The 22,105-nt window shown below is 65.8% G+C and carries 16 protein-coding genes and 1 pseudogene; all 17 read right to left on the reverse strand.

Annotated elements, in window-relative coordinates; all coding sequences use genetic code 11:
- Positions 1-3 precede the first annotated feature (3 nt).
- The 17 genes and pseudogenes from lpxD to A3M1_RS0122305 all read right to left on the reverse strand — a co-directional run bounded on the left by lpxD (position 4) and on the right by A3M1_RS0122305 (position 22,042).
- On the reverse strand, positions 4-1,092 hold the full coding sequence (lpxD, locus tag A3M1_RS0122220) for a UDP-3-O-(3-hydroxymyristoyl)glucosamine N-acyltransferase (protein WP_018391189.1): 1,089 nt from the start codon (positions 1,090-1,092) through the stop codon (positions 4-6).
- An 88-nt stretch (positions 1,093-1,180) separates the two neighbouring features.
- Positions 1,181-3,614, reverse strand: a pseudogene (gene bamA / locus A3M1_RS25240) (outer membrane protein assembly factor BamA).
- 188 nt (positions 3,615-3,802) lie between these two features.
- Positions 3,803-4,948, reverse strand: coding sequence for an RIP metalloprotease RseP (gene rseP / locus A3M1_RS0122230; RefSeq protein WP_018391192.1), 1,146 nt, complete (start codon positions 4,946-4,948; stop codon positions 3,803-3,805).
- 145 nt (positions 4,949-5,093) lie between these two features.
- Positions 5,094-5,978 (reverse strand): phosphatidate cytidylyltransferase, encoded by an 885-nt coding sequence (locus tag A3M1_RS0122235; protein WP_245261814.1) that lies wholly within the window; start codon positions 5,976-5,978, stop codon positions 5,094-5,096.
- Positions 5,920-6,627 (reverse strand): isoprenyl transferase, encoded by a 708-nt coding sequence (locus A3M1_RS0122240; protein WP_018391194.1) that lies wholly within the window; start codon positions 6,625-6,627, stop codon positions 5,920-5,922. The genes A3M1_RS0122235 and A3M1_RS0122240 overlap by 59 nt, the downstream gene beginning before the upstream one ends.
- A 101-nt stretch (positions 6,628-6,728) precedes the next feature.
- Complete coding sequence (gene frr / locus A3M1_RS0122245; protein WP_018391195.1) at positions 6,729-7,292, reverse strand: ribosome recycling factor; 564 nt, start codon at positions 7,290-7,292, stop codon at positions 6,729-6,731.
- 142 nt (positions 7,293-7,434) lie between these two features.
- A complete protein-coding gene (gene pyrH, locus A3M1_RS0122250; protein ID WP_018391196.1) occupies positions 7,435-8,166 on the reverse strand; it encodes a UMP kinase in 732 nt (243 codons plus the stop codon).
- Positions 8,167-8,267: 101 nt separating this feature from the next.
- Complete coding sequence (tsf, locus tag A3M1_RS0122255; protein WP_018391197.1) at positions 8,268-9,191, reverse strand: translation elongation factor Ts; 924 nt, start codon at positions 9,189-9,191, stop codon at positions 8,268-8,270.
- A 123-nt stretch (positions 9,192-9,314) separates the two neighbouring features.
- Positions 9,315-10,313 (reverse strand): 30S ribosomal protein S2, encoded by a 999-nt coding sequence (locus A3M1_RS0122260; RefSeq protein ID WP_018391198.1) that lies wholly within the window; start codon positions 10,311-10,313, stop codon positions 9,315-9,317.
- Between the two features lie 177 nt (positions 10,314-10,490).
- On the reverse strand, positions 10,491-11,483 hold the full coding sequence (locus tag A3M1_RS0122265) for a sulfotransferase family protein (RefSeq protein ID WP_245261816.1): 993 nt from the start codon (positions 11,481-11,483) through the stop codon (positions 10,491-10,493).
- 377 nt (positions 11,484-11,860) lie between these two features.
- The gene (dnaE, locus tag A3M1_RS0122270; RefSeq protein ID WP_018391200.1) at positions 11,861-15,310 is read right to left on the reverse strand and encodes a DNA polymerase III subunit alpha; all 3,450 of its coding nucleotides are present in this window, start codon (positions 15,308-15,310) and stop codon (positions 11,861-11,863) included.
- A gap of 410 nt (positions 15,311-15,720) precedes the next feature.
- Positions 15,721-16,428, reverse strand: coding sequence for an ABC transporter ATP-binding protein (locus A3M1_RS0122280; RefSeq protein ID WP_018391202.1), 708 nt, complete (start codon positions 16,426-16,428; stop codon positions 15,721-15,723).
- Positions 16,429-16,438: 10 nt separating this feature from the next.
- Positions 16,439-17,662 carry a lipoprotein-releasing ABC transporter permease subunit gene (locus A3M1_RS0122285; protein WP_038197177.1) on the reverse strand — a complete coding sequence of 408 codons (1,224 nt, stop codon included), beginning with the start codon at positions 17,660-17,662 and terminating at the stop codon, positions 16,439-16,441.
- A gap of 160 nt (positions 17,663-17,822) precedes the next feature.
- The gene (gene proS, locus A3M1_RS0122290; RefSeq protein WP_018391204.1) at positions 17,823-19,145 is read right to left on the reverse strand and encodes a proline--tRNA ligase; all 1,323 of its coding nucleotides are present in this window, start codon (positions 19,143-19,145) and stop codon (positions 17,823-17,825) included.
- A 443-nt stretch (positions 19,146-19,588) separates the two neighbouring features.
- Positions 19,589-19,864, reverse strand: a complete 276-nt coding sequence (locus tag A3M1_RS0122295; RefSeq protein WP_018391205.1) for a DUF1467 family protein — start codon at positions 19,862-19,864, stop codon at positions 19,589-19,591.
- Between the two features lie 9 nt (positions 19,865-19,873).
- Entirely contained in the window at positions 19,874-20,278 is a 405-nt protein-coding gene (gene mce / locus A3M1_RS0122300; protein WP_018391206.1) for a methylmalonyl-CoA epimerase, read from the reverse strand.
- A gap of 135 nt (positions 20,279-20,413) precedes the next feature.
- Positions 20,414-22,042, reverse strand: a complete 1,629-nt coding sequence (locus A3M1_RS0122305) for a ribonuclease J (RefSeq protein ID WP_371258771.1) — start codon at positions 22,040-22,042, stop codon at positions 20,414-20,416.
- Positions 22,043-22,105 lie beyond the last annotated feature (63 nt).

The raw sequence follows: 22,105 nt of genomic DNA on the forward strand, positions 1-22,105 counted from the left end.
GCCCTACTGTCCCTGTTGTTCGCTGGCGACGCCGCGCCGACCAGAACCTGTACCCTCGCCACGACCCAGCCGCTGCAGCGCCATCACCTCGCGGAACCAGTCGCGCATCGGCTTGGCGGGCGAGCCGCCCCATTCGGCACCGGGTGGCACATCGTCCTTCACATTGCTGGTCGCGGCGATGCGGGCGCCGTCGCCGATACGGACATGGCCGATGACTCCGACCTGCCCGCCCAGCATCACGAAATCCCCCAGCGTCGCGCTACCGGCGACGCCGGTCTGGGAGACGATGATGCAGTGGCGCCCGATGACCACGTTGTGCGCGATCTGCACCAGATTGTCGATCTTGGTGCCCTCGCCGATCACCGTATCGCGCAGCCCGCCGCGGTCGATCGTCGTCGAGGCGCCGATCTCCACGTCGTCCTGCAGGATCACCCGGGCGATCTGCGGAATCTTGGCGTGGCCCTTGGCGCTGCCGACATAGCCGAAACCATCCTGCCCGATCCGCGCCCCGGGATGAACGATGACCCGATCGCCGAGCAGCGCGTGCTGCAGCGTCACCCCGGCGCCGATCGAGCAATGCCGCCCGATGCGAACGCCCGGCCCGATCACCGCGCCGGCGGCGACCACGGTGCCCGTGCCAATTTCCGCCCCGGCGCCGATCACCGCGCCCGGGTCCACCGTCACCTCGGCCTCGATCCGCGCCTGCGGATGCACCACCGCCCCGGCGGCGATGCCGACATGGCCGAACATCGAACCCGGGCGGAGACTGGCGGCATGGATCTGGCGGGCCACGGTGACGAAGGCCGCGTGCGGCTTGGCCACGCGCAGCGCCACCGTGCCGACAGGCACATGTTCAGCGAAACGTTCGGTGACGAGGCAGGCGCCCGCCCGAGTCTCACGCAGCGCCGGCACATGGCGGGCGCCGTCCATGAAGGCAAGATCACCGGGGCCCGCCTCTTCGAGCGAGGCCACGGCGGAAATCCGCACCGCCGGCGCGCTGGCGACGGCCTCACTGGGCGGCACGCCGAGGAGCGCGGCGATTTCGGTCAGAGTCAGCGGCACCGGCGCCGAATGGAAGAAGGGATCGCTCATCGCCGCCTGTCGACTGCAGTGCCGTTACCCAAACGCACAAGCGGCCCGGATGACCGGACCGCCGTGCTGCACGATGGGGTGGAGCTTATCAGAACTTCGTGCCACCGCTGAAGCGGAACTGCTGGACCTCGTCATACCATTCCTTGGTCAGCGCCCAGGCATAGTCGAAGCGCAGCGGACCGAAGGGCGACTGCCAGATCAAGCTGACACCAACCGAGGAGCGGATGCTGTCGCTGTCGGCGACGCAGACATTGGCTTTGCCCTTGGTAGAAGAACCAGCGTAGAGCCCGCAATCCACGTAGTTCTCTTCGTTGTCCCAACCCGGAATGTTCGGGAAGGTAGTGTTGCCCTGGTAGTCCCACAGCGAACCGGCATCGGCGAAAACGGCCGCCTTCAGGCCGAAATCCTTGGGCAGGAAGGAAAGCGGGAACTGGATTTCCGCCGAGGTGCCCCAGTACATCGTGCCACCGAGCGCATCCATGTCCTCGCCATAATAGCCGGAGGCCAGATCGCGCGGGCCGATGCCGTTCGGGGCGAAGCCACGGACGAGGTCGGGACCCTTGAAGAAGTTGTCGGTGATGCGCAGGTCCTCATTGCCCCACCCGGCCACATTGCCCACCTGGCCACGCAGCAGCAGCACGAAGTCGCCGACGATCGGGGTGTAGAAGCGGGTGTCGAAGGTGGTGCGAATATAGGTCGTGTCGCCACCGAGGCCGGCGAAGTCCTGCTTCAGCTCGATCAGGTAGCCGTTGGACGGGTTCCGGTTATCGTCGAGCATGTTGTAGGACAGGGTGTAGCCGACGGCCGAGGTGATGATCGCCTCATTGTTGATTTCGAGCAGCGCCCACGAGACGTCGTTGTAGAACTCATCCTCGATGCTGACCGAGATTTCTTTCTGCGACAGCATGTAGCGCAGGCCCAGCGTCAGCTCGTCGGTCAGCGGCAGGGCGATGCGCAGCGTGCCGCCCGCCGTCTCCGTGTCGTACTGGCTGTAGCTGGTGGCGCTGGTCGTCTTCCAGAACAGGTCGAAGCCGGCGGCGATGCGGTAATCGAGGAAGTAGGGCTCGGTGAAGCTGAAATCGGCGCCCTGCACGTTCTCGCCCAGCTGACCCGCGAGACGGACATACTGGCCGCGACCGAGGAAGTTCTTCTCCGAGATCGCCACTTCGCCGATGAAGCCGTCCGAGGTCGAATAGCCGCCCGAGACCGAGAACTCGCCGGTGGGCTGATCCTCAACCGTCGACGTTCAGGATGATGCGGTCGGGCGCGGTACCAGGCTCGTTGGAAATCTTCACGTCCTTGAAGTAGCCGAGATTGCGCAGGCGGCGCTCGGCGCGGTCCACCATCACGCGGTTATAGGCATCACCTTCGGCGAAATCGAACTCGCGGCGGATGACCCAGTCGCGGGTACGGACATTGCCGCGGATCTCGATGCGCTCGACATAGACGCGCGGGCCTTCCTCGACGGCGAAGACCAGCGAGATGGTGCGCGCCTCGACATTGCGGTCGCCGCGCGGACGAACCTGGGCGAAGGCGTAGCCGGACTTGGAGACCTCGATCGTGGCGTTCTCGACCGACTTCTCGACCAGCTCGGCATTGTAGACCTGGCCGGGCGCGACCCGCAGGGCGGCGCGCAGATCATTGATCGAGACATCCTTGATGCCGCTGACGACATCGACCGTCCCGACTTTGTACTGCGGGCCTTCCTCAATCACATAGGTCAGGATGAAGCCATCGCGCGCCCGGTCGAGATCGGCCGTCACCGAGATGATGCGGAAATCGGCATAGCCATGCTTCAGGTAGAAGCGGCGCAGCAGTTCCTGGTCGGTGTTGATGCGGTCGACGTCATAAATGTCGGTGTTCTTCAGCCAGGAGAGCCAGTTGGTCTCCGTGGTCGTGACCTCTTCCTTGAGCTTGTATTCGGAATAGGCCTTGTTGCCGACGAACTTGATCTCGGCCACGCCCAGCTTGTCGCCCTCGGTGATCTCGAACACCAGATCGACACGACCCTGGCCGCGCTCGATGATCTTCGGTTCCACGCGCACGTCATAGCGGCCGGCGCGGTGATAGACGTCGATGATGCGCTGTGTGTCGGCCTGCACCGTCGTCTTGGACAGCGGGCTACGGGCCTTGGACTGAACTTCCAAGGCCAGCTGGTCGTCCTTGACCTTCTTGTTGCCCTCGAAGGCAACGCGATTGATGACCTGATTCTCGACGACCGTAACGACCATCCGCCCACCGCGGTTACTGATCGTGACGTCGGAGAAAAGCCCCGTGGCGTAGAGCGACTTGAGCGCCTCGTCGATCTTGGCGGGCGTCAGCGACTGCCCGGGAGCGGGCTGGAAATAGGAGCGGATGGTATCGGCATCGACACGCTGATTCCCCTCGACGACAATTGAATTCGCCGACTGAGCCACGGCCACCCCGGGCGCCATGACGGCACCGGACACACTGCCGACCGCCACCAGAAGGGCAAAGCCGACAACCGAGGCCAATCTACTCACGAACCGGGAACGAGCCATTTGGTGCGCAACCTTACCGTTGTTCTGGGAGACGCCCGACTGCACACCCCTAGGCGCGCACCCGGCGACACTCCTCACCCTGCACTCCGTTTGATACAGACTTTTCCAGAGCCTGCAAACCGGACCTGCCGCTTTCAGTGCCTTTTCCGGACGGCGTGGCGCCTCGGCAACGCCGTCCCGAATCCAGCTCAAGATTTTGATATGTTGAGAATATCGTTCCACGTCGCAAACAGCATCAGCATCAGGACAAGCGCCAGACCGATGCGGAAACCCACCTCCTGGGCCCGTTCGCTGAGCGGCCGACCGCGCAGCGCCTCGATGCCGTAGAAAAGCAGATGCCCGCCATCAAGAAGCGGTACCGGAAAGAGGTTAAGAAGTCCGATCGACACCGACAGAACGGCGGCAAGTTGCAGTAAGGCGGCGATTCCGAAGGTCGCGACCTGGCCCGAAACCTGGGCGATGCGGATCGGCCCACCGAGCTGGTCAGCCCGCTCACGCCCCGTCACCACGCCGCCGAGATAGCTGAAAGTGCGGTCGACAATGAACCAGACTTCCGTCGTCGCCTGGGTCACGGCCTCGATCGGGCCGAATCGCTCGGTGCGGACCTGCCCTCCCCCGGTGTCGCGGGAGATGCCGAGCACGCCGATGCGATGAACATTACCGAAGGTGTCGGTGACTTCACGCAGGTCCGGGGTGGCCTCAAGGGTGAGTCGCTGCCCGCCGCGCTCGACCTCGATGGCGAGCGGCTCGCCGGCATTGGCGCTGACGATGCGCTGCATGTCGCCGAACGAACCGATGGGATCGCCATTGATGGCGAGGATCACGTCGCTGGGCTGGAAGCCGGCGCGCTCAGCGGCGCCGCCGGCCTGCACCGCGTCGACCTGCGGGGTCGTCACCTGCCGGCCCACCGTCATGAACAGCCCGGCAAAGATGACGATCGCGAGGATGAAATTAGCGATCGGCCCCGCCGCGACGATCGCCGCCCGGGCGCCGACCGACTTGTGGAAGAAGCTCTCGCGACGGTCGCTCTCGCTCATATGGGCGATGGCGCCACGGTCCGGCGCGCTGGCGGCGTTCTCGTCGCCGAGGAACTTGACGTAGCCGCCAAGGGGAATGGCCGAGAGCTTCCAGCGCGTGCCGTGCCGGTCATTGAAGCCGACGATCTCGGGGCCAAAGCCGATCGAGAACGCCACCACCTTCACCCCGGCCCGCCGCGCCACCCAGAAATGACCCAGTTCGTGGAAGAACACGACGATCGTCAGCACGAACAGGAACGGCACGACATAGCCGAGCAGCCAGCTCGCATTGCCGCCCATCGAGGCAAGAAGTTCCATCAGCGATTTCCCAGACACGCACGCCGACGGGCGCGCCTCTTGTTCCATAAGCAGCGTTTAAGGCGAAGGTGAGCAAAATGCGGCACGACACCCGAAATTAGGCACGTCACGCACGTTGTGGCTCCCCGGCCGCCATCGGCGGCAATCACCACAGCAGAAACCCGCGGGCCGGCGCGTCGGGCGCCCGTATTAAGCCGATCAGCAGCGCCAGCGCCGCCGCCGCAATGAAACCGTCAAGCCGATCCATCAGCCCGCCATGGCCGGGAATCAGCCGGCTGGAGTCCTTCACCTGGAAACGCCGCTTCATCGCCGATTCGAACAGGTCACCGCCCTGGCTGGCAAAGCTGGCAAGAAGCGCCACCGGCGCCGCCAGCAAGGCGGTCTCGACACCGGCCAAAGACAATGTCGCCATACCCGCCAGCATTCCGAAAAACGCCCCGCCGAGCGAGCCGGCCCAGGTCTTGTTGGGGCTGACGCGCGGCCAGAGCTTAGGACCGCCAATGAGTCGGCCGCAGAAATAGGCGGCGATGTCGGTCGACCAGACCACGGCCAGCAGCCAGATCAGGCTCACCAGCCCGAAAGAACCATCTTCGCGCAGGATGAGGGTGGGCAGCGCCAGCCCGCCGGCATAGATCACCCCGAACGGCGCCCAGGTCCGCCGCTCCCGGTTGGAGCGGGCGACGAGAGCCGCGGTGATCGCCCCCAGCACCACGATGCCGATGGCGGCCGGAGGCGGGCGGATGGCGAGCAGCAGAATTGCCGCCACCAGCGCCGCGCCACCAATGACCAGCAGCGGCGTGCGCGGCTTGGCTCCGATCATCCGCAGCCATTCCCAAAGCAGGATGACGGCCGCAAGCGCGACAAGAGCGCTGAACGCCCAGCCGCCGACCACCGCCACCAGCATGACGAACGGCCCGAGCACCAGCGCCGACCCTAGGCGCGGCAGGAAATCCTCACCGATCCGCAATGGCTCAGCTTTCCCCGGCGTCGACGCCGCCGAAGCGACGTTCGCGCCGGCGGTACTCGCCAAGCGCCTGCTCCAGCCAGCTCCGGTTGAAGTCGGGCCACAAGACCGGCAGGAAAACCAGCTCGGCATAGGCGGCCTGCCACAGCAGGAAATTCGACAGACGCTGCTCGCCGCTGGTGCGGATCATCAGATCAAGCGGCGGCAGCCCCGCCGTGTCGAGCACCTCAGAAAAGCGCTCGGTGGTGATGTCCTCGGCGCGAATCTCGCCAGCGGCCACCTGCCGGGCCAGCACCTGCGCCGCGCGGGCGATCTCGCCGCGCGAGCCATAATTGAACGCTACGGTCAGCCGCACCCCTGTATTGTCGCGGGTGAGCAGCTGCGCCTCGTCGAACAGCGCCTGGACTTCACGATCGGTGGGATGACCTTCGCCGATGATACGCAGGCGCACATTCTTCGCGTGCAGATCCTTGAGGTCTGAGCGGATGAAGCGCTTGAGCAGCCCCATCAGCTCGCCGATCTCCCGCTCCGGGCGCGACCAGTTCTCGCTGGAGAAGCTGTAGAGGGTCAACGCCTCGATGCCGAGATCCTTGGCATCGGCAACGGCGCGGCGCACGGCCTCGGCCCCACGCCGGTGCCCCTCGAAACGCGGCAGGCCTTGGCTCTTCGCCCAGCGGCCATTGCCGTCCATGATGATCGCGACGTGGCGCGGCACCTGGCATAGCGAGATCGCCTCGCTCCCAACGGTCTCGATGGCGGCACCTGAGGCCTCGCCACGCCTTGCAATGTTCACGGTGCCCCCCTGGCGCCCGCCGCTTAGACCGCGAGGATTTCCTTTTCCTTCGCGGCAACGACCTGGTCGATCTCGGCAATGAACTGATCCGTCGCCTTCTGGACCTGATCGGCGAGCCGGTCCAGGTCGTCGGAACTCATCTCGCCGTCCTTTTCCGCCTTCTTGATGGTGTCGAGGCCGTCGCGCCGCACATGGCGCACAGAGACGCGCGCGGCCTCGGAATATTTATGCGCCACCTTGACCAGTTCCTGACGGCGATCCTGCGTCAGCTCGGGAATGCGCACGCGCAGAACCTGACCTTCGGTCTGGGGATTGAGGCCCAGATTGGAATCGCGGATGGCCTTCTCGACCGCCGCCACCATGCCACGGTCCCACACTTGAACCGACAGCAGCCGCGGCTCCGGCACGTTTACCGACGCAACCTGGTTGAGCGGCATGTTGCTGCCATAGGCATTGACCTGGATCGGCTCCAGCAGGCTGGCCGAGGCGCGGCCGGTACGCAGGCCCGAAAGCTCGGTCTTCAGAACGGAGATCGCGCCCTGCATGCGACGCTTGATATCGGCAATGTCAATCGGACCAGTGCTCATCACAAACCTCATTCATACATCAGCCGGCACGAGGCCGACGGGCGCCGATTGGCGGCTTATCCAACCTAAAGGCGCCCGTGGCAAGCCTTACGCGGCAACCACACCCGCCGCACGGATAGGCACGAGCCTTCGCACGAAAATGCTAGGGCGCCACCGTCGTCGCGCGCCCCTCGCCACGGAGGGCAGCAGCAATTGCCCCGGGCTCCCGGATAGAGAAGACAACGATCGGCAGCTTCGCTTCCCGCGCCAGGGCGAAGGCGGCAGCATCCATCACCTTCAGGTCCTTCGCCAGCGCCTCGTCATGGGTAAGGCGATCATAGCGCTGCGCCGACGGGTCCCGTTTGGGATCGGCGGTGTATACGCCATCGACGTTGGTCGCCTTCATCACCGCGTCGCATTCCAGCTCGGCGGCGCGCAGCACGGCGCCGGTGTCGGTGGTGAAATAGGGGTTGCCGGTGCCGCCGGCCAGCAGCACGATGCGCCCGCGCGCCAGATGGCGCGATGCGGTCTGCCGGGCATAGGGCTCGCAGATGGTCGGCATGGGAATGGCGGAGAGTGTACGGGCGGGAACGCCGGCCTTCTCGACCGCCTTCTCCAGCGCGAGCGCGTTCATAACCGTCGCCAGCATGCCCATATGGTCGGCGGTGGCGCGATCGAGCCCCTGCCCCGCCACGCTGGCGCCGCGCAGGATGTTTCCGCCGCCCACCACCACGGCGATCTCCGCCCCCGTGGCGCGGGCCTCGACGAGATCCTGCGCGATGTTCTCGATGGTGGGCCAGTGCAGCCCGAAGGCCTCATTCCCCATCAGCGCCTCACCGGACACCTTGACCAAGACACGCCCATAGACGGCGCCGTGCGGCTCAGGGATCGACATGGTGCACCTCTGGCTTGGCGCGACTCGCGACGGCGCGCACAGTAAAACACGCCGGACTGCCCGTGGGCGGCCCGGCGTGACTTATCAACGTAAGATCGTGCTCAGACGCCGGCGGCCGCGGCGACTTCAGCGGCGAAGTCGCTTTCCTGCTTCTCGACGCCCTCGCCGAGGCCGAAGCGGACGAAACCGACCAGCTTGATCGGCGCACCGACCTTGCCTTCGCTTTCCTTCACCGCCTGGGCGACCGTCTTCGACGGGTCATGGATGAAGGCCTGCTCAACCAGCGTGACTTCCTTGAAATAGGTCTTCAGCCCGCTCTCGACGATCTTCTCGACCACGTTATCGGGCTTGCCGGAGGCCTTGGCCTTCTCGGCGAGAACGCCCTTCTCGCGCGCAATCACGTCCTCGGCGATGCTGGACGAATCGAGCGCCTGCGGGTTGGCAGCGGCGACATGCATCGCGATCTGGCGGCCGAGCGCGGCGAGTTCTTCCGCCTTGCCTTCCGACTCGAGCGCAACCAGTACGCCGATCTTGCCGAGGCCCTCGCCGACCGACCCATGGACATAGGTGCCGATGACACCCGCCGAGACAGAGAGCTTCTTGGAACGGCGCAGGTTCATGTGCTCGCCAATCGTGGCGACGGCGGTGTTGATGGCGTCGGCGACGGTCGCACCGGCCGGGTAGGCAGCCGCCTTGAGCGCCTCGACATCGTCCTCGGCGCCAAGCGCCACGGTGGCGATATCGCGCACCAGCTGCTGGAACTGCTCGTTGCGGGCGACGAAGTCGGTCTCGGAATTCACTTCGACGACTACACCCGTCGTCCCCGACACGGCGAGGCCGATAAGGCCCTCGGCGGCGACGCGCCCGGCCTTCTTGGCGGCCTTGGCGAGGCCCTTCTTGCGCAGCCAGTCGATGGCGGCTTCGATGTCGCCGTCCACCTCGGTCAGCGCGGCCTTGCAGTCCATCATGCCGGCGCCGGTCTTCTCGCGCAGCTCCTTCACCATGCCCGCGGTGATGTTGGCCATGTTCCGTTCCTCAACGATCTATGTGTCAATCGACGACACGGCCGGCCGGAAGGAATCCGGGCCGGCCGTGCGATACAATGCTTGGCGCCGAGATGTGACGCCGTTGCGAAGCGGACGCCGGGGTCACTCGACCTCGGCGGTCAGCTCCTTGGCCTGCGCCACCCAGCCATCGACACGACCCGGCAGGCCGACTTCCTCGCCGAGACGGTGAGCGTCGTCGGCGTTGAGCGCGGCGATCTGCCAGAAATGGAAGATACCGAGGTCGGTCAGCTGCTTCTCGATCGCGGGCGACACGCCGGTCAGCTTCTTCAGGTCGTCGGCAATGCCGCGCGGGCCCGAGAGCGATTCGAGGCTCGTCCAGGCGGATTCGGCCGGCAGGTCCTCAACCATCGGGGCCTCCGAAGCGCCAATGTCGATGCCGAGATCACCATGCGAGCGGCCGATGCCGTCAATGGCGGCGCGGGCGACGAGGTCGCAATAGAGGTTGATGGCGCGACCGGCGTCGTCATTGCCGGGAACCGGGAAGGCGATGCCGTCCGGATCGCAATTGGTGTCGAGGATGGCCGCGACCGGAATGCCAAGGCGGCGGGCCTCGGCGACGGCGAGGTCTTCCTTGTTGGTGTCGATGACGAACAGCAGGTCGGGAATGCCGCCCATGTCACGAATGCCACCAAGCGCGCGATCGAGCTTTTCCTTCTCGCGCTGGAGCGTCAGGCGCTCCTTCTTGGTGTAGCCGACGCCCTCGCCGGCCGCGAGCAGCTCTTCAAGCTTCTTCAGGCGGGCGATGGAGTGGGAAATGGTCTTCCAGTTGGTCAGCATGCCGCCGAGCCAGCGGGAGTTCACATAATACTGCGCCGAACGCTTGGCGGCATCCGCCACGGCATCAGCCGCTTGGCGCTTGGTGCCAACGAACAGCACGCGGCCGCCACGGGCCACGGTGTCGGACACGGCCTGCAGCGCGCGATGCAGCGCCGGCACGGTCTGGGCCAGGTCGAGAATGTGGATGTTGTTGCGGGTGCCGAAGATGAACGGGGCCATCTTCGGGTTCCAGCGGTGGGACTGATGCCCGAAATGCACGCCAGCTTCCAGGAGCTGGCGCATGGTGTAGTCAGGGAGCGCCATTGTCGTCTCTCGTCCGGTTGGGCCTCCGCGGACATGGCCGTGCCGAGGAATTCGGCTTACGGCACCGGAGCGGCGCTGGAGCCCCCGTCACCTCGTGACAATGGGCTTCCGGCCGCGAGTCCGCGTGCGGAATGGCGCGGCTTATAGGGGAGTGCGATCCATGTGGCAAGTCCGCGCCTACGCCGCCACCAGGCCACCGGTGGAACGGCTGGCAAGCAGGCTCCACTCGGCCAGGGTGGAAGACAGCAATCCCGGCGTCGACGAAGGGGAATCGATCAGGGCGCGGGCCATGTCGCGATAGAGGAGGCCGGAAATCGCCGCACGCCCGAGCCCGCCCCTGGGCACCTCGATCGTGTGATGACGCAGCGTCGGGGTCAGGAACTCGTCGATCGTCGCGGCAATCTCTGGCGTCACCTCTGGCCATTGGCCGCCGAGTTGCCGCTTCATCCGTCCCGTCGTGCCGCGCCAGTCCTCGAGCAGGGCGTCGTAGACGACCAGGGCGCGGGGCAGTCCGCGCGTGCCGCGCTCGGCATCCAGAGTGTAGCGCATCCACAGGCCCAGCGCCCGGCGCGGCTCCATGTCGTCGCGGCGCGCCAGCGACTCGGCGACCTCCAGCGGGTTGCGCAGCGTGAGCACAGCCTCAACGGCATAACCTGCCTCGGTAAGCGCCTCACGGTAGAGGGGAACCAGACGACTGATGCGCGGGTCCTTCAGCACCACCGTCGAGGCACCTTCAAATTCGCTATCCAGTGTATCGCGCAGCCGTTGCCACATGCCATTGGCACGCACCACGTCGATCGGCGAGACCGTAATACGCCGGCGCGAATACCAGCGGTGCCCGCAGGCCGCGAGAATTTCGTCGTTCAAGTCGACGATGGGCTTGGATTCCCAGTGCCCGCGCAGGTTCCCCGACGTGGCGCCCATCAATGTCTGCGGAGTCGCGGCTCCCAGGAGATTGACCGTCCGCGTGAGTGCCGACGTGCCGCTCCGGTGCATGCCCAGGATTAAAATTGCCCGCCGCTTATGAGAACCGTCTAATGCCACCGGCCTGTTTGCCTTTTGTGAATCTTGCGTCGCAAAAAGCGGATTAACTTCATAAAGATCAAGCAAAATCGGCATCGAAGGCACTATGAAATCAAATGGAAATAATCGCGAAACAAAAAGAAACACCACACATATCGTGGGCATATTTCTTGCCGAGCATTCAACGTGGAGTTGATCTCCAGATTTCCGATGGAGTGCCGCTAAAATGGTCCGGAACCTCTCGGTCGGGTGACGCGTCACTGACCGGCATTGCGCAAGGCCAGATGCCCCCTAAAGGCTTGTGTCGAACTGACCTCAGCCTGCTGTGGGTGTGGTGAGGAGACACAGCCTGATCTCGGCTGCCAGCGGCTGCGGAATGCAGCGCGAGCCCGACGATCGGCACCGGAAAGTAAAAGGCGAGCCCCCTGCACGCGACAGGGGCGCCTTGTCGCCCGACGCGGCGGGCGCATAAGCGCGCCGGCGAGGCTCCCTGCCGCCTGCCGACGACAAATCCGGGCCGGGCGCTACGCCATCTCGACCATTTCGACGCCGGGAACCGCCTTCAGCGCGCCCGCGATCTGCGGCGACAGGCTGAAGCGGCCGGGGAGCTTCACCTCGACCTCGGTGTCACCACGCTCGCCCAGCAGCAGCACCAGCGACACTTCGCCATCGCCTCGCCCGCCACCAAGCGAGCCGAGCCGGGTCGCCACGCTTTCCAATGGCTCGGGCGAGCGCAGAAAGACCCGCATGCCCTTCTGCATCTTCGACGCCGCCTGATCGAGTGGCTCGACCGTCTGGATGCGGGCACGCACATCTTCGCCCTGCAGTTCGGCCGAAACCTGCAGCAGCAGCGCCTTGCCCGGCTCCAGCAATTCGCGGTACTGCGCCAGCGCTTCCGAGAACAGCACCGCCTCAAACTGGCCGGACGGGTCGGACAGGCCGACGATGCCCATCTTGTTGCCGCTCTTTGTACGCCGCTCCTGCCGGCTCACCACCGTGGCGGCGAGGCGCCCGGCCATGGAGCCGGCGCGGACCGAGCGGGTGAAGTCGGTCCAGCGCTGCACCCGCAGCCGGTCCAGCGCCTTGCCGTAATCATCGAGCGGGTGACCGGTAAGGAAGAAGCCGATCGCGTCATACTCGCGCTGAAGCTTCTCGGCCGGCAGCCAGGGGGCGGCATTGGGAATCGGCAGTTCCGCCGCGACCGACGGCCCGCCGAACATGTTGCCCTGACCAGAGGCCGCCTCCGCCCCGACCGAGGCCGCGTGGGCGAGGATGGAATCGATCGCGGCTTGCGCCCGGGCGCGGTTCTTCTCCACCGCGTCGAAGGCGCCGGCGCTGACCAGGCTCTCCATCGTCCGCTTGTTCAGCGCCTTGGCGTTGATGCGCGAGGCGAAATCGGCAAGGCTGGCGAAGGGCCGAGCGCCCCGCGCCTCGACGATCGCTTCCACCGAATGGCCACCGACGCCCTTGATGGCGGCGAGCGCGTAGAGGATGCGGCCGTCTTTCACCGCGAATTCGCGCCCCGAGAGGTTCACCGAGGGCGGCACCACCTCGATGCCGAGTCGCTGCGATTCCTGGCGGAATTCCGCCAGCTTGTCGGTGTTGCCCATGTCGAGCGTCATGGAGGCGGCCATGAACTCGGTGGGGTAGTTCGCCTTCATATAGGCGGTCTGGTAGGACACGAGCGCGTAGGCCGCCGCGTGGCTCTTGTTGAAGCCGTAATCGGCGAACTTGGCGAGCAGGTCGAAGATCTCGGAGGCCTTGGCCTTCGGCACTCCGCGCTCCACCGCGCCATCAACGAAGCGCGCGCGCTGCTGGTCCATCTCGGCGCGGATCTTCTTGCCCATGGCGCGCCGCAGCATGTCGGCTTCGCCAAGCGAGTAGCCCGACAGCGTCTGGGCGATCTGCATCACCTGTTCCTGGTAGATGATAACGCCGTAGGTTTCCTTCAGGCTGGCTTCCAGCGCCGGATGGGCGTAGGCGGCCTTTTCCTGACCGTTCTTGACCGCGCAATAGACCGGGATATTCGCCATCGGGCCCGGACGGTACAGGGCGACGAGCGCGATGATGTCCTCCAGCCGGTCGGGCTTCATGTCGACCAGCGCCCGCCGCATGCCGGCGCTTTCCACCTGGAACACGCCGACCGTCTCACCGCGGGTCAGCATGTCGTAGGTCTTCTTGTCGTCCAGCGGGATAGTCGACAGGTCGAGCGCGATGCCGCGCTGGGCGACGAGGCGGACGGCGGTTTGCAGGACAGTGAGGGTTTTCAGGCCGAGGAAGTCGAACTTCACCAGCCCCGCCTGCTCGACCCATTTCATGTTGTACTGGGTGACAGGCATGTCCGAGCGCGGGTCTCGGTAGAGCGGCACCAGCTGGGACAGCGGCCGGTCGCCGATGACGATGCCGGCGGCGTGGGTCGAGGCGTGGCGGTTGAGCCCTTCCAGCCGGGTGGCGATGTCGAAGGCGCGCTTCACCACCGGGTTGGCGTCACTCTCGCCCTGCAGGCGCGGCTCGTCAGTGATCGCCTGTTTGAGAGTCACAGGATTGGCCGGGTTCTGCGGCACCAGCTTGCACAGCTTGTCGACCTGGCCATAGGGCATTTCCAGCACCCGGCCGACATCGCGCAGCACGCCGCGCGCCTGCAAGGTGCCGAAGGTGATGATCTGCGCCACCTGGTCGCGCCCATAGCGTTGCTGGACGTAGCGGATCACCTCGTCGCGGCGCTCCTGGCAGAAGTCGATGTCGAAGTCCGGCATCGACACGCGCTCGGGATTCAGGAAGCGTTCGAACAGCAGGCCGAAGCGCAGCGGGTCGAGATCGGTGATTGTGAGCGAATAGGCGACGAGCGAACCGGCGCCCGAGCCACGGCCGGGTCCGACGGGTATGCCCTGCGCCTTCGCCCATTTGATGAAGTCCGACACGATGAGGAAGTAGCCGGGAAACTTCATCTTTTCGATGATGCTGAGCTCGAAGGCCAGCCGGTCCTCATAGTCCTTCTGGCTCAAGCCCGGCGTGGCGCCATGGACCGCCAGACGATTGCGCAGCCCCTCCTCCGCCTGCAGCCGCAATTCCTCCGCCTCGTCGCGGTCGAGGGTGAAGCGCGGCAGGATCGGCTTGACCGTGCGCGGGCGGTAAGCGCAGCGCTGGGCGATTTCGACCGTATTGGCAAGGGCTTCCGGCAAGTCCGAAAATAGCTCGGCCATCTCGGCGCGGGTGCGGAATCGATGATCCGGGGTCATCTGCCGGCGGTCAGACTCGGCCACCAGCCGGCCTTCGGCGATGCAAATCAGGGCGTCGTGGGCTTCATAGTCGTCCTGGGCGGCGAAGAAGGGCTCGTTGGTGGCCACCAGTGGCAGGTCGAGCCGGTAGGCGAGCTCGATCAGCGCCGGCTCGACGCGGCGTTCCTCGGCGACGCCATGGCGTTGTATTTCCACATAAAGCCGGTCGCCAAACAGGGTCTTCAGCACGCCAAGCCGCTGCTCGGCATGGTCGGCGCTACCCGCCGCCAGCGCGCGGTCAATCGGTCCAATGGGACCGCCAGTCAGTGCAATGAGACCAGAGGCGCGCCCCTCCAGCCAGTCGGCCTTGATGTGGGGGGCGCCGTCGGAGGCGGTGTCGAGGAAGGAGCGCGACACCAGCTCCATCAGGTTCTTCCACCCCTCCTCGCTGGCGGCGAGCAGGACGATGCGCGGGCGCTCCAGGCTGGCGGGGCCGCGCGGGGCCGGGCCGAGAAAATCCACCGCCACGGCGCAGCCGAGAATCGGCTGGATGCCGCTGGCCGCCATCTTCTCGGAGAATTCCAGCGCGCCGAACAGATTGCCGGTGTCGGTCAGCGCGATCGCCGGCTGGCGGTCCTTCTTGGCGAGATCGGCCAGCTTGCCGATGCCGAGCGCACCTTCCAGCAGGGAGAAGGAGGAATGGACATGCAGATGCACGAACCCGACATCAGCCTGCCCGACATCAGCCTTCGCCATCTCTCATCCTCCCGCGACTCGAAGCGCGACATGGTGGGCGCCCATGGCGGCGGCGTCCACCCTTGCGGGGTCGCCCTCCCCGCTGTCCTCAGGCTGAAGGCTGTGGCGTTCATGCCCCAGGCTGAAGGCCTCTGGCTTCAGGTCGGGGCCTCACACCCCGGTGATGACCCCAGCCCACAGGCCGATCATGGCGACGAAAAGAGCGATGGACGCGAGCGCGGCGGTTTCTTGAACAAGAACACGGATCATGTCGACCTCCCTAGAACATAGAGAGAACATTACCCCGCTTATCCCCGCAATCAACCCATGTTCTCTTTTCGTTCCAGTTCATGGTTGACGAAACGAAAACAGCTCTGGCGGCATCCGGACCGAATCGCGGGCACCCCGTGCCAGCCCTTTAGGCCCGCGCCTCAGGCGAGTTCGACGACCTTCCCCTCGCGCAGCGTGACGCGGCGGTGCATGCGGGAGGCGAGTTCGAGATTGTGGGTGGCGATGACAGCTGCCAGGCCGGTGGCCTCCACCAGCTGCGACAGTGCATGAAAGACGTGGTCGGCGGTGTGCGGGTCGAGATTGCCAGTGGGCTCATCGGCCAGCAGCACGCGCGGGGCATTGGCGACGGCACGAGCAATGGCCACGCGCTGCTGTTCGCCACCGGATAGCTCGCCGGGACGATGCTCCAGCCGCTTGGCGAGGCCGAGATAGCTCAGCAGCTCCTTCGCCCGCGACGCCGATTCGCGGCGCGACAGGCCGCGGATCATCTGCGGCAGCATGACGTTTTCCTGCGCCGAGAATTCGGGCAGCAAATGGTGGAACTGATAGACGAAGCCGACGCCGGTGCGGCGGATGCGGGTGCGCTCGGCATCAGCCAGCCCGGCCGTGGCGGCGCCGCCGATGAACACCTCGCCGGCGTCCTGGTGCTCCAGCAGGCCGGCAATGTGCAGCAAGGTCGACTTGCCGGTGCCGGACGGCGCCACGAGCGCCACCGACTGGCCTTCCAGCACGGTGAAGTCGGCGCCGCGCAGGATTTCCAGCGTGCCCTCGCCCTGGACATAGCGGCGCTCGACGCCTTCGAGGTGGAGAGCGGCGCGCGGCGGAATGGTCGCCGATGAGGTCGACATGGCGTCCCTCCTATTCGTAGCGCAGCGCTTCCACCGGATCGAGGCGCGCGGCGCGCCAGGACGGGTAGAGCGGGGCGAGAAGGGAGAGGATGAGCGCCATCAGAACCACGGTCGCGGTTTCACCGGCGTTCAGTTCGGCCGGCAGGCGGCTGAGATAATAAAGCTCGGGCGAGAACAGCTCGGTCGCGGTGATCCAGGAGATGAACTGGCGGATTTCCTCGACATTGAGACACACCAGCAGGCCGAGCAGGAAGCCGGCCAGCGTTCCCACCACGCCGATGGCGGCGCCGGTCACGAGGAATACCCGCATGATCGCCCCGCGCGTCGCCCCCATGGTGCGCAATATGCCGATGTCGCGGCCCTTGTCCTTCACCAGCATGTTGAGGCCCGACACAATGTTGAAGGCGGCCACCACCACGATCAGCGTCAGGATCAGGAACATCACGTTCCGCTCGACCTGCAGCGCGTTGAAGAAGGTGGCGTTTCGCTGGCGCCAGTCGACGATGTAGATCGGCCGCTCCGCCGCCGCCTGCACCAAGGGGCGGTAGCGCTCCACATCGTCGGGATTGTCGACATAGACCTCGATGGCGGTCACATCGCCATCCTTGTTGAAATAGGCTTGGCTTTCCGTCAGCGGCATGAAGACGAAGGCGCTGTCATATTCCGACATGCCGATCTCGAACACGGCTGCGATCTTGTAGACCTTGATCCGCGGCGTCGTGCCCATCGGCGTCACCGCGCCACGCGGAGCGACAAGGGTCAGGTTGTCGCCCGCCTGCAGCGAGAGCTGGTCGGCGAGGCGCTTGCCGATGGCGATGCCGGAGCCCTCGTCGAAGCCCTCCAGCGTGCCCGCGCGAATGTTCGAGCCGATAGCCGGGAGGGCCCGCAGGCTGGCCTCGGAAAGGCCGCGCACCAGAACGCCGCCGGCATTGAACGCCGAGGAGGCCAGCGCCTGCCCCTCCACCAGCGGCACTGCCAACGTCACCCCCGGCACGCCAGCAATGCGCTTGGCAACCGCGTCATAGTCAGTCAGCGGGCCGTCGATCGGCTGCACCAGCATGTGGCCGTTCAGCCCGAGGATCTTCGACAGAAGCTCGGTGCGGAAGCCGTTCATAACGGCCATGACGATGATGAGCGTCGCCACGCCAAGCATGATGCCGAGAAAGGAGAAGCCGGCGATGACCGAGATGAAGCCTTCCTTGCGGCGGGCGCGGAGATAGCGCAGCGACAGCATCCACTCGAAGGCGCTGAACGGCTTCGAGCCGGTCGGCTCCTCGCCGGCCTGCGCCGTCGCGGACTGTGCCTTTGCCGCCTTCACCCGACGCGCTGCGCTCTTGGCCGCCATGCCTGCTCCGCCCCTCGCCCGGCCCTGATCGGCCGCGCGCGTCTTGAGATCAACCGATGATCCGCTCCAGCGCCGCCGCGATGGTCAGCGTCTCGCGCGTGCCATCGGCCCGACGCTTCAGCTCCACCGTGCCGGCCGCCAGCCCCTTGGGGCCGACGATGATCTGCCAGGGAAGGCCGATCAGGTCAGCCGTGGCAAATTTCGAGCCGGGCCGCTCCGCCGTGTCGTCGTACAGCACGTCGACATTGCGCGCGGTCAGCTCGGCATAGATCGCCTCGCAGGCCTCGTCCGTCGCCGCGTCGCCCACCTTGAGGTTGAGGAGGCCGACACGGAACGGCGCGATCGCCTCCGGCCAGATGATGCCGTTTTCGTCATGCGAGGCCTCGATGATGGCCGCGACCAGACGCGAGGGACCGATGCCGTAGGAGCCCATGTGAACGGGAGTCTCCACGCCATCGGGGCCCGTCACCTTGGCGCCCATCGGCTCGGAATATTTGGTGCCGAAATAGAAGATGTGCCCCACCTCGATGCCGCGCGCCGACACCTGCTGCTCGCCCGGAATCGCCGCGAACGCCGCCTCGTCATGCTTCTCTTCCGTGGCCGCATAAAGGCTGGTCCAGCGGTTCACGATGTCTTGCAGCGCCGCCGGGTCCTGGAAGTCCACGCCCTCTTCCGGCGTGTCCATGCCGAGATAGTCGGAATGGCAGAACACCTGGCTCTCGCCGGTCGAGGCGAGGATGATGAATTCATGGCTGTGATTGCCGCCGATCGGGCCGGTATCGGCCACCATCGGGATCGCCTTCAGTCCGAGCCGGGCGAAAGTTCTGAGATACGCGACGAACATGCGGTTATAGGCGACGACCGCGTTCTCGAAATCGAGGTCGATCGAATAGGCGTCCTTCATCAGGAATTCGCGCGAGCGCATGACGCCGAAGCGCGGGCGCACCTCGTCGCGGAACTTCCACTGGATGTGGTAGAGGTTCAGCGGCAAATCCTTGTAGGACTTCACATAGGCGCGGACGATCTCGGTGAGCATCTCCTCATTGGTCGGCCCGAACAGCATGTCGCGCTCATGCCGGTCCTTGATGCGCAGCATCTCCTTGCCATAGTCGTCATAGCGCCCGCTCTCGCGCCACAGATCCGCCGACTGGATGGTCGGCATCATGATCTCGATGGCGCCGGAACGGTTCTGCTCCTCGCGGATGACGTTGCAGATCTTGTCCAGCACGCGCTTGCCCAGCGGCAGCCACGCATAGATGCCGGCGCCCTCCTGGCGCACCATGCCGGCGCGCAGCATGAGGCGGTGCGAGACGATTTCCGCTTCCTTCGGGACTTCGCGGAGGATGGGAAGGAAGTAGCGGGACAGGCGCATCAGCGGAAACTCACGATTCGGCCGGGATCGGCAGCGCGGCGGCGATGGCGGAGTGAAACCGGATCGTCCAACAAAAGACAAGCCCTAGAGCATGCCTCGCGCACCGGAGCGGCGCGGACTGCCTGTGTTTAGGGCGATTGCGGGGTGGCGCGCCCATTTCTGTTGCAATGCACCATGGCTCTATTGCGACGCAAGGATGACAAGGCCGTATTTTCTGCTTTATGGTGCCGGCCTCTAGAAAGAGGTCCGCTGAACGCTTCCAAAGCGAGCAGATCGGTCCAGGTCTCGGGAGGAATGACGGCTAAGAAAGCCCCCTGGCAGACGTCGAAACGGCGCGGAATCAGGTGCGGGCGGCCAGACAAGGAAGGCGGGACCTCGGTCCCGCCTCTTTTTTTGCCTCGATTGCGAAAAGACGGGCCAGCGCGCCCGCTATTTCAGCCCCACTATTTCAGTCCATCGACATGGAACGGCATGGGGAACATGTCGAGGCGCAGCCGCTCGGTTTCCACCAGCCAGGCGAAGAGCAGCACGATGAATGCCGCCACCACCGTGGTCACCAGCGCCTTGCGCAGCAGCAGCGGCCGCTGCGGCGCGCCGGGCTCGGTGCCGTCGGTGACGGTGCCGTCCTCATGCTGGGAGCGCACGCCGAAGGGCAGCACGGCGAAGATCACCACCCACCAGACAATGAAATAGATCGCGATATAGGTACCGACGCCCATGGTGCTGCCTCACGCCTGTTCCAGCTCGACCAGCGTGCCGAGAAAATCCTTCGGGTGCAGGAAGAGCACCGGCTTGCCATGCGCGCCGAGGCGCGGCTCGCCCGAGCCCAGCACCCGCGCCCCCGCCGCCAGCAGCCGGTCGCGGGCGGCGAGGATGTCGTCGACCTCGTAGCACAGATGATGGATGCCGCCTTCGGGATTGCGTTCGAGGAACTTCGCGATCGGCGAGTTCTCGCCCAGCGCCCCGAGCAGCTCGATCTTGGTGTTGGGGAGCGTGACAAAGACCGTGTTCACGCCATGCTCGGCTTGCGGTGTGACGCCGGACACCACGCCGCCCAGCGTATCGCGATAGGTCGCGATCGCCGCATCCAGGTCCGGCACGGCGATGGCGACGTGGTTCAGGCGGCCAATCATGCAAGTCCCCTCCCCGTTCCAGCCCGCCCCGCCTCGGGATAAATGCCCCGAGGCGTCAGGCTGCGGCACTAAGGGAGTACGCATGCCTCGCGTCAGTCGCTCACTGGCCGCGCATGCGGGCTCCCGGCCGGGTCTTCATACCGTGATGACAAGCACATGGCAGAGCGGCTTCTTGCCCCAGGCGGCGTTGATCTGACCGCGCACCGCCCGCGTGACCGATTCCGCCACGGCGTCCGGGTCGCGCCGACGGCCCTTGGGCAGGCCGTCGAGGCAGTTCAGCACCGCGTCCTCCACCACCTCGTCGAGCGGCGTGCCGCCCAGGCCGAGGCGCGGCAGGCCGGAAAGGTCGATCATCGGGTCGCCGACCACGTCGCCCTTGGACGACATGGCGATGGCCACCGAGACCAGCCCGCTGAAGGACAGCCGCCGGCGCTCGGCAATCGCCGGGTCGTCGGCGCCGACCAGCACCTGGCCGTCCTTGTAGAGCTTGCCCGAGTGAATTTCCTCGATCACCTCAGCACCGAGCGCGGGATCGGCGCTGATCAGGCGCACCACGTCGCCATCGACCAGGCGGATCACTTCGCGCACGCCCATGCGGCGGGCAAGCTCGGCATGTTCGTGCAGGTGCAGCGGCTCGCCATGCACCGGCACCGCGACCTGCGGGCGCAGCCATTGGTACATCTGCTCCATCTCGCCGCGACGCGGATGGCCGGAGACGTGCACGAGCCCGTCGCGGTCGGTGATGACCTTCACCCCCTGCAGGATCAGCGCATTGATGATGCGGTTCACCGGCCGCTCATTGCCGGGGATGGTGCGCGAGGAGAAGATCACATGGTCGCCCGGCGACAGCGCGATCTCGGGATGGTCGTCATCGGCGATGCGCGCCAGCGCCGCGCGCGGCTCGCCCTGGCTGCCGGTGAGGATGGCCACCACCTTGTCGCGCGGCAGGAAGCCATAGGCATCTGCCGAACGGAAGGGCGGCAGGCCGTCGAGCATGTGCTGTTCGCGCGCCACCCCGATCACCCGCTCCATGGCGCGGCCGACCAGCACGACCTCGCGGCCATTCTTCATCGCCGCTTCGGCGATGGAACGGATGCGCGCCACATTGGAGGCGAAGGTCGTCACCGCCACCCGGTTCGGCGCGGCACCGATCATCTCGGTGAGCACCTTCTGCACATCGACTTCCGAGGGCGAGATGCCGTCGCGAATGGCATTGGTGGAATCGCAGATGACCGCCCGCACGCCCTCATCGCCCAGCGCGGAGAAGCGCACGGGATCGGTGACGTTGCCGACCACCGGGGTCGGGTCGATCTTCCAGTCGCCCGTATGCACGACCATGCCCAGCGGCGTGCGGATGGCGAGGGCGTGGCTGTCGGGAATCGAATGCGCCACCGGCACGAACTCAACATCGAACGGGCCGATGCTGGTGCGCCCGCCAGTGGGGACAATGTGGAAGGGGATCTTCGGCGCCCCCGGCTCGCCCAGACGCCGCGCCTCGGCCAGCGCGTGGGTGAAGGGTGTGGTGTAGACCGTGCAGCCCAGGCGCGGCCACAGATCGACCAGCGCCCCGATATGGTCCTCGTGCCCGTGGGTGATGACTAGGCCGACCAGATTGCCCGCCTCCACCTCGCGTTCAAGGAAGGCGATATCCGGCATGATCAGATCGATGCCGGGCACTTCCGGCGGAGCGAAGGAGATGCCGAGATCGACCGCGAGCCATTTGCGCCGGTTGCGTGGCCCCAGGCCATACAGCCCGAGATTCATCCCGATCTCGCCGACCCCTCCAAGGGGAGCGAAGACCAGTTCGTCCGGCCACTTGCTCACATT

The sequence above is a fragment of the Ancylobacter sp. FA202 genome (assembly GCF_000380205.1).
GTDB lineage: Bacteria > Pseudomonadota > Alphaproteobacteria > Rhizobiales > Xanthobacteraceae > Ancylobacter.

What these genes read in the sequence shown, in the direction of transcription:
- lpxD (WP_018391189.1), bottom strand. Translation starts at nt 1,092, where the DNA reads ATGAGCGATCCCTTCTTCCATTCGGCGCCGGTGCCGCTGACTCTGACC.
- rseP (WP_018391192.1), bottom strand. Translation starts at nt 4,948, where the DNA reads ATGGAACTTCTTGCCTCGATGGGCGGCAATGCGAGCTGGCTGCTCGGC.
- frr (WP_018391195.1), bottom strand. Translation starts at nt 7,292, where the DNA reads ATGAGCACTGGTCCGATTGACATTGCCGATATCAAGCGTCGCATGCAG.
- pyrH (WP_018391196.1), bottom strand. Translation starts at nt 8,166, where the DNA reads ATGTCGATCCCTGAGCCGCACGGCGCCGTCTATGGGCGTGTCTTGGTC.
- tsf (WP_018391197.1), bottom strand. Translation starts at nt 9,191, where the DNA reads ATGGCCAACATCACCGCGGGCATGGTGAAGGAGCTGCGCGAGAAGACC.
- A3M1_RS0122260 (WP_018391198.1), bottom strand. Translation starts at nt 10,313, where the DNA reads ATGGCGCTCCCTGACTACACCATGCGCCAGCTCCTGGAAGCTGGCGTG.
- dnaE (WP_018391200.1), bottom strand. Translation starts at nt 15,310, where the DNA reads ATGGCGAAGGCTGATGTCGGGCAGGCTGATGTCGGGTTCGTGCATCTG.
- A3M1_RS0122280 (WP_018391202.1), bottom strand. Translation starts at nt 16,428, where the DNA reads ATGTCGACCTCATCGGCGACCATTCCGCCGCGCGCCGCTCTCCACCTC.
- A3M1_RS0122285 (WP_038197177.1), bottom strand. Translation starts at nt 17,662, where the DNA reads ATGCTGTCGCTGCGCTATCTCCGCGCCCGCCGCAAGGAAGGCTTCATC.
- proS (WP_018391204.1), bottom strand. Translation starts at nt 19,145, where the DNA reads ATGCGCCTGTCCCGCTACTTCCTTCCCATCCTCCGCGAAGTCCCGAAG.
- A3M1_RS0122295 (WP_018391205.1), bottom strand. Translation starts at nt 19,864, where the DNA reads ATGGGCGTCGGTACCTATATCGCGATCTATTTCATTGTCTGGTGGGTG.
- mce (WP_018391206.1), bottom strand. Translation starts at nt 20,278, where the DNA reads ATGATTGGCCGCCTGAACCACGTCGCCATCGCCGTGCCGGACCTGGAT.
- A3M1_RS0122305 (WP_371258771.1), bottom strand. Translation starts at nt 22,042, where the DNA reads ATGAATCTCGGGCTGTATGGCCTGGGGCCACGCAACCGGCGCAAATGG.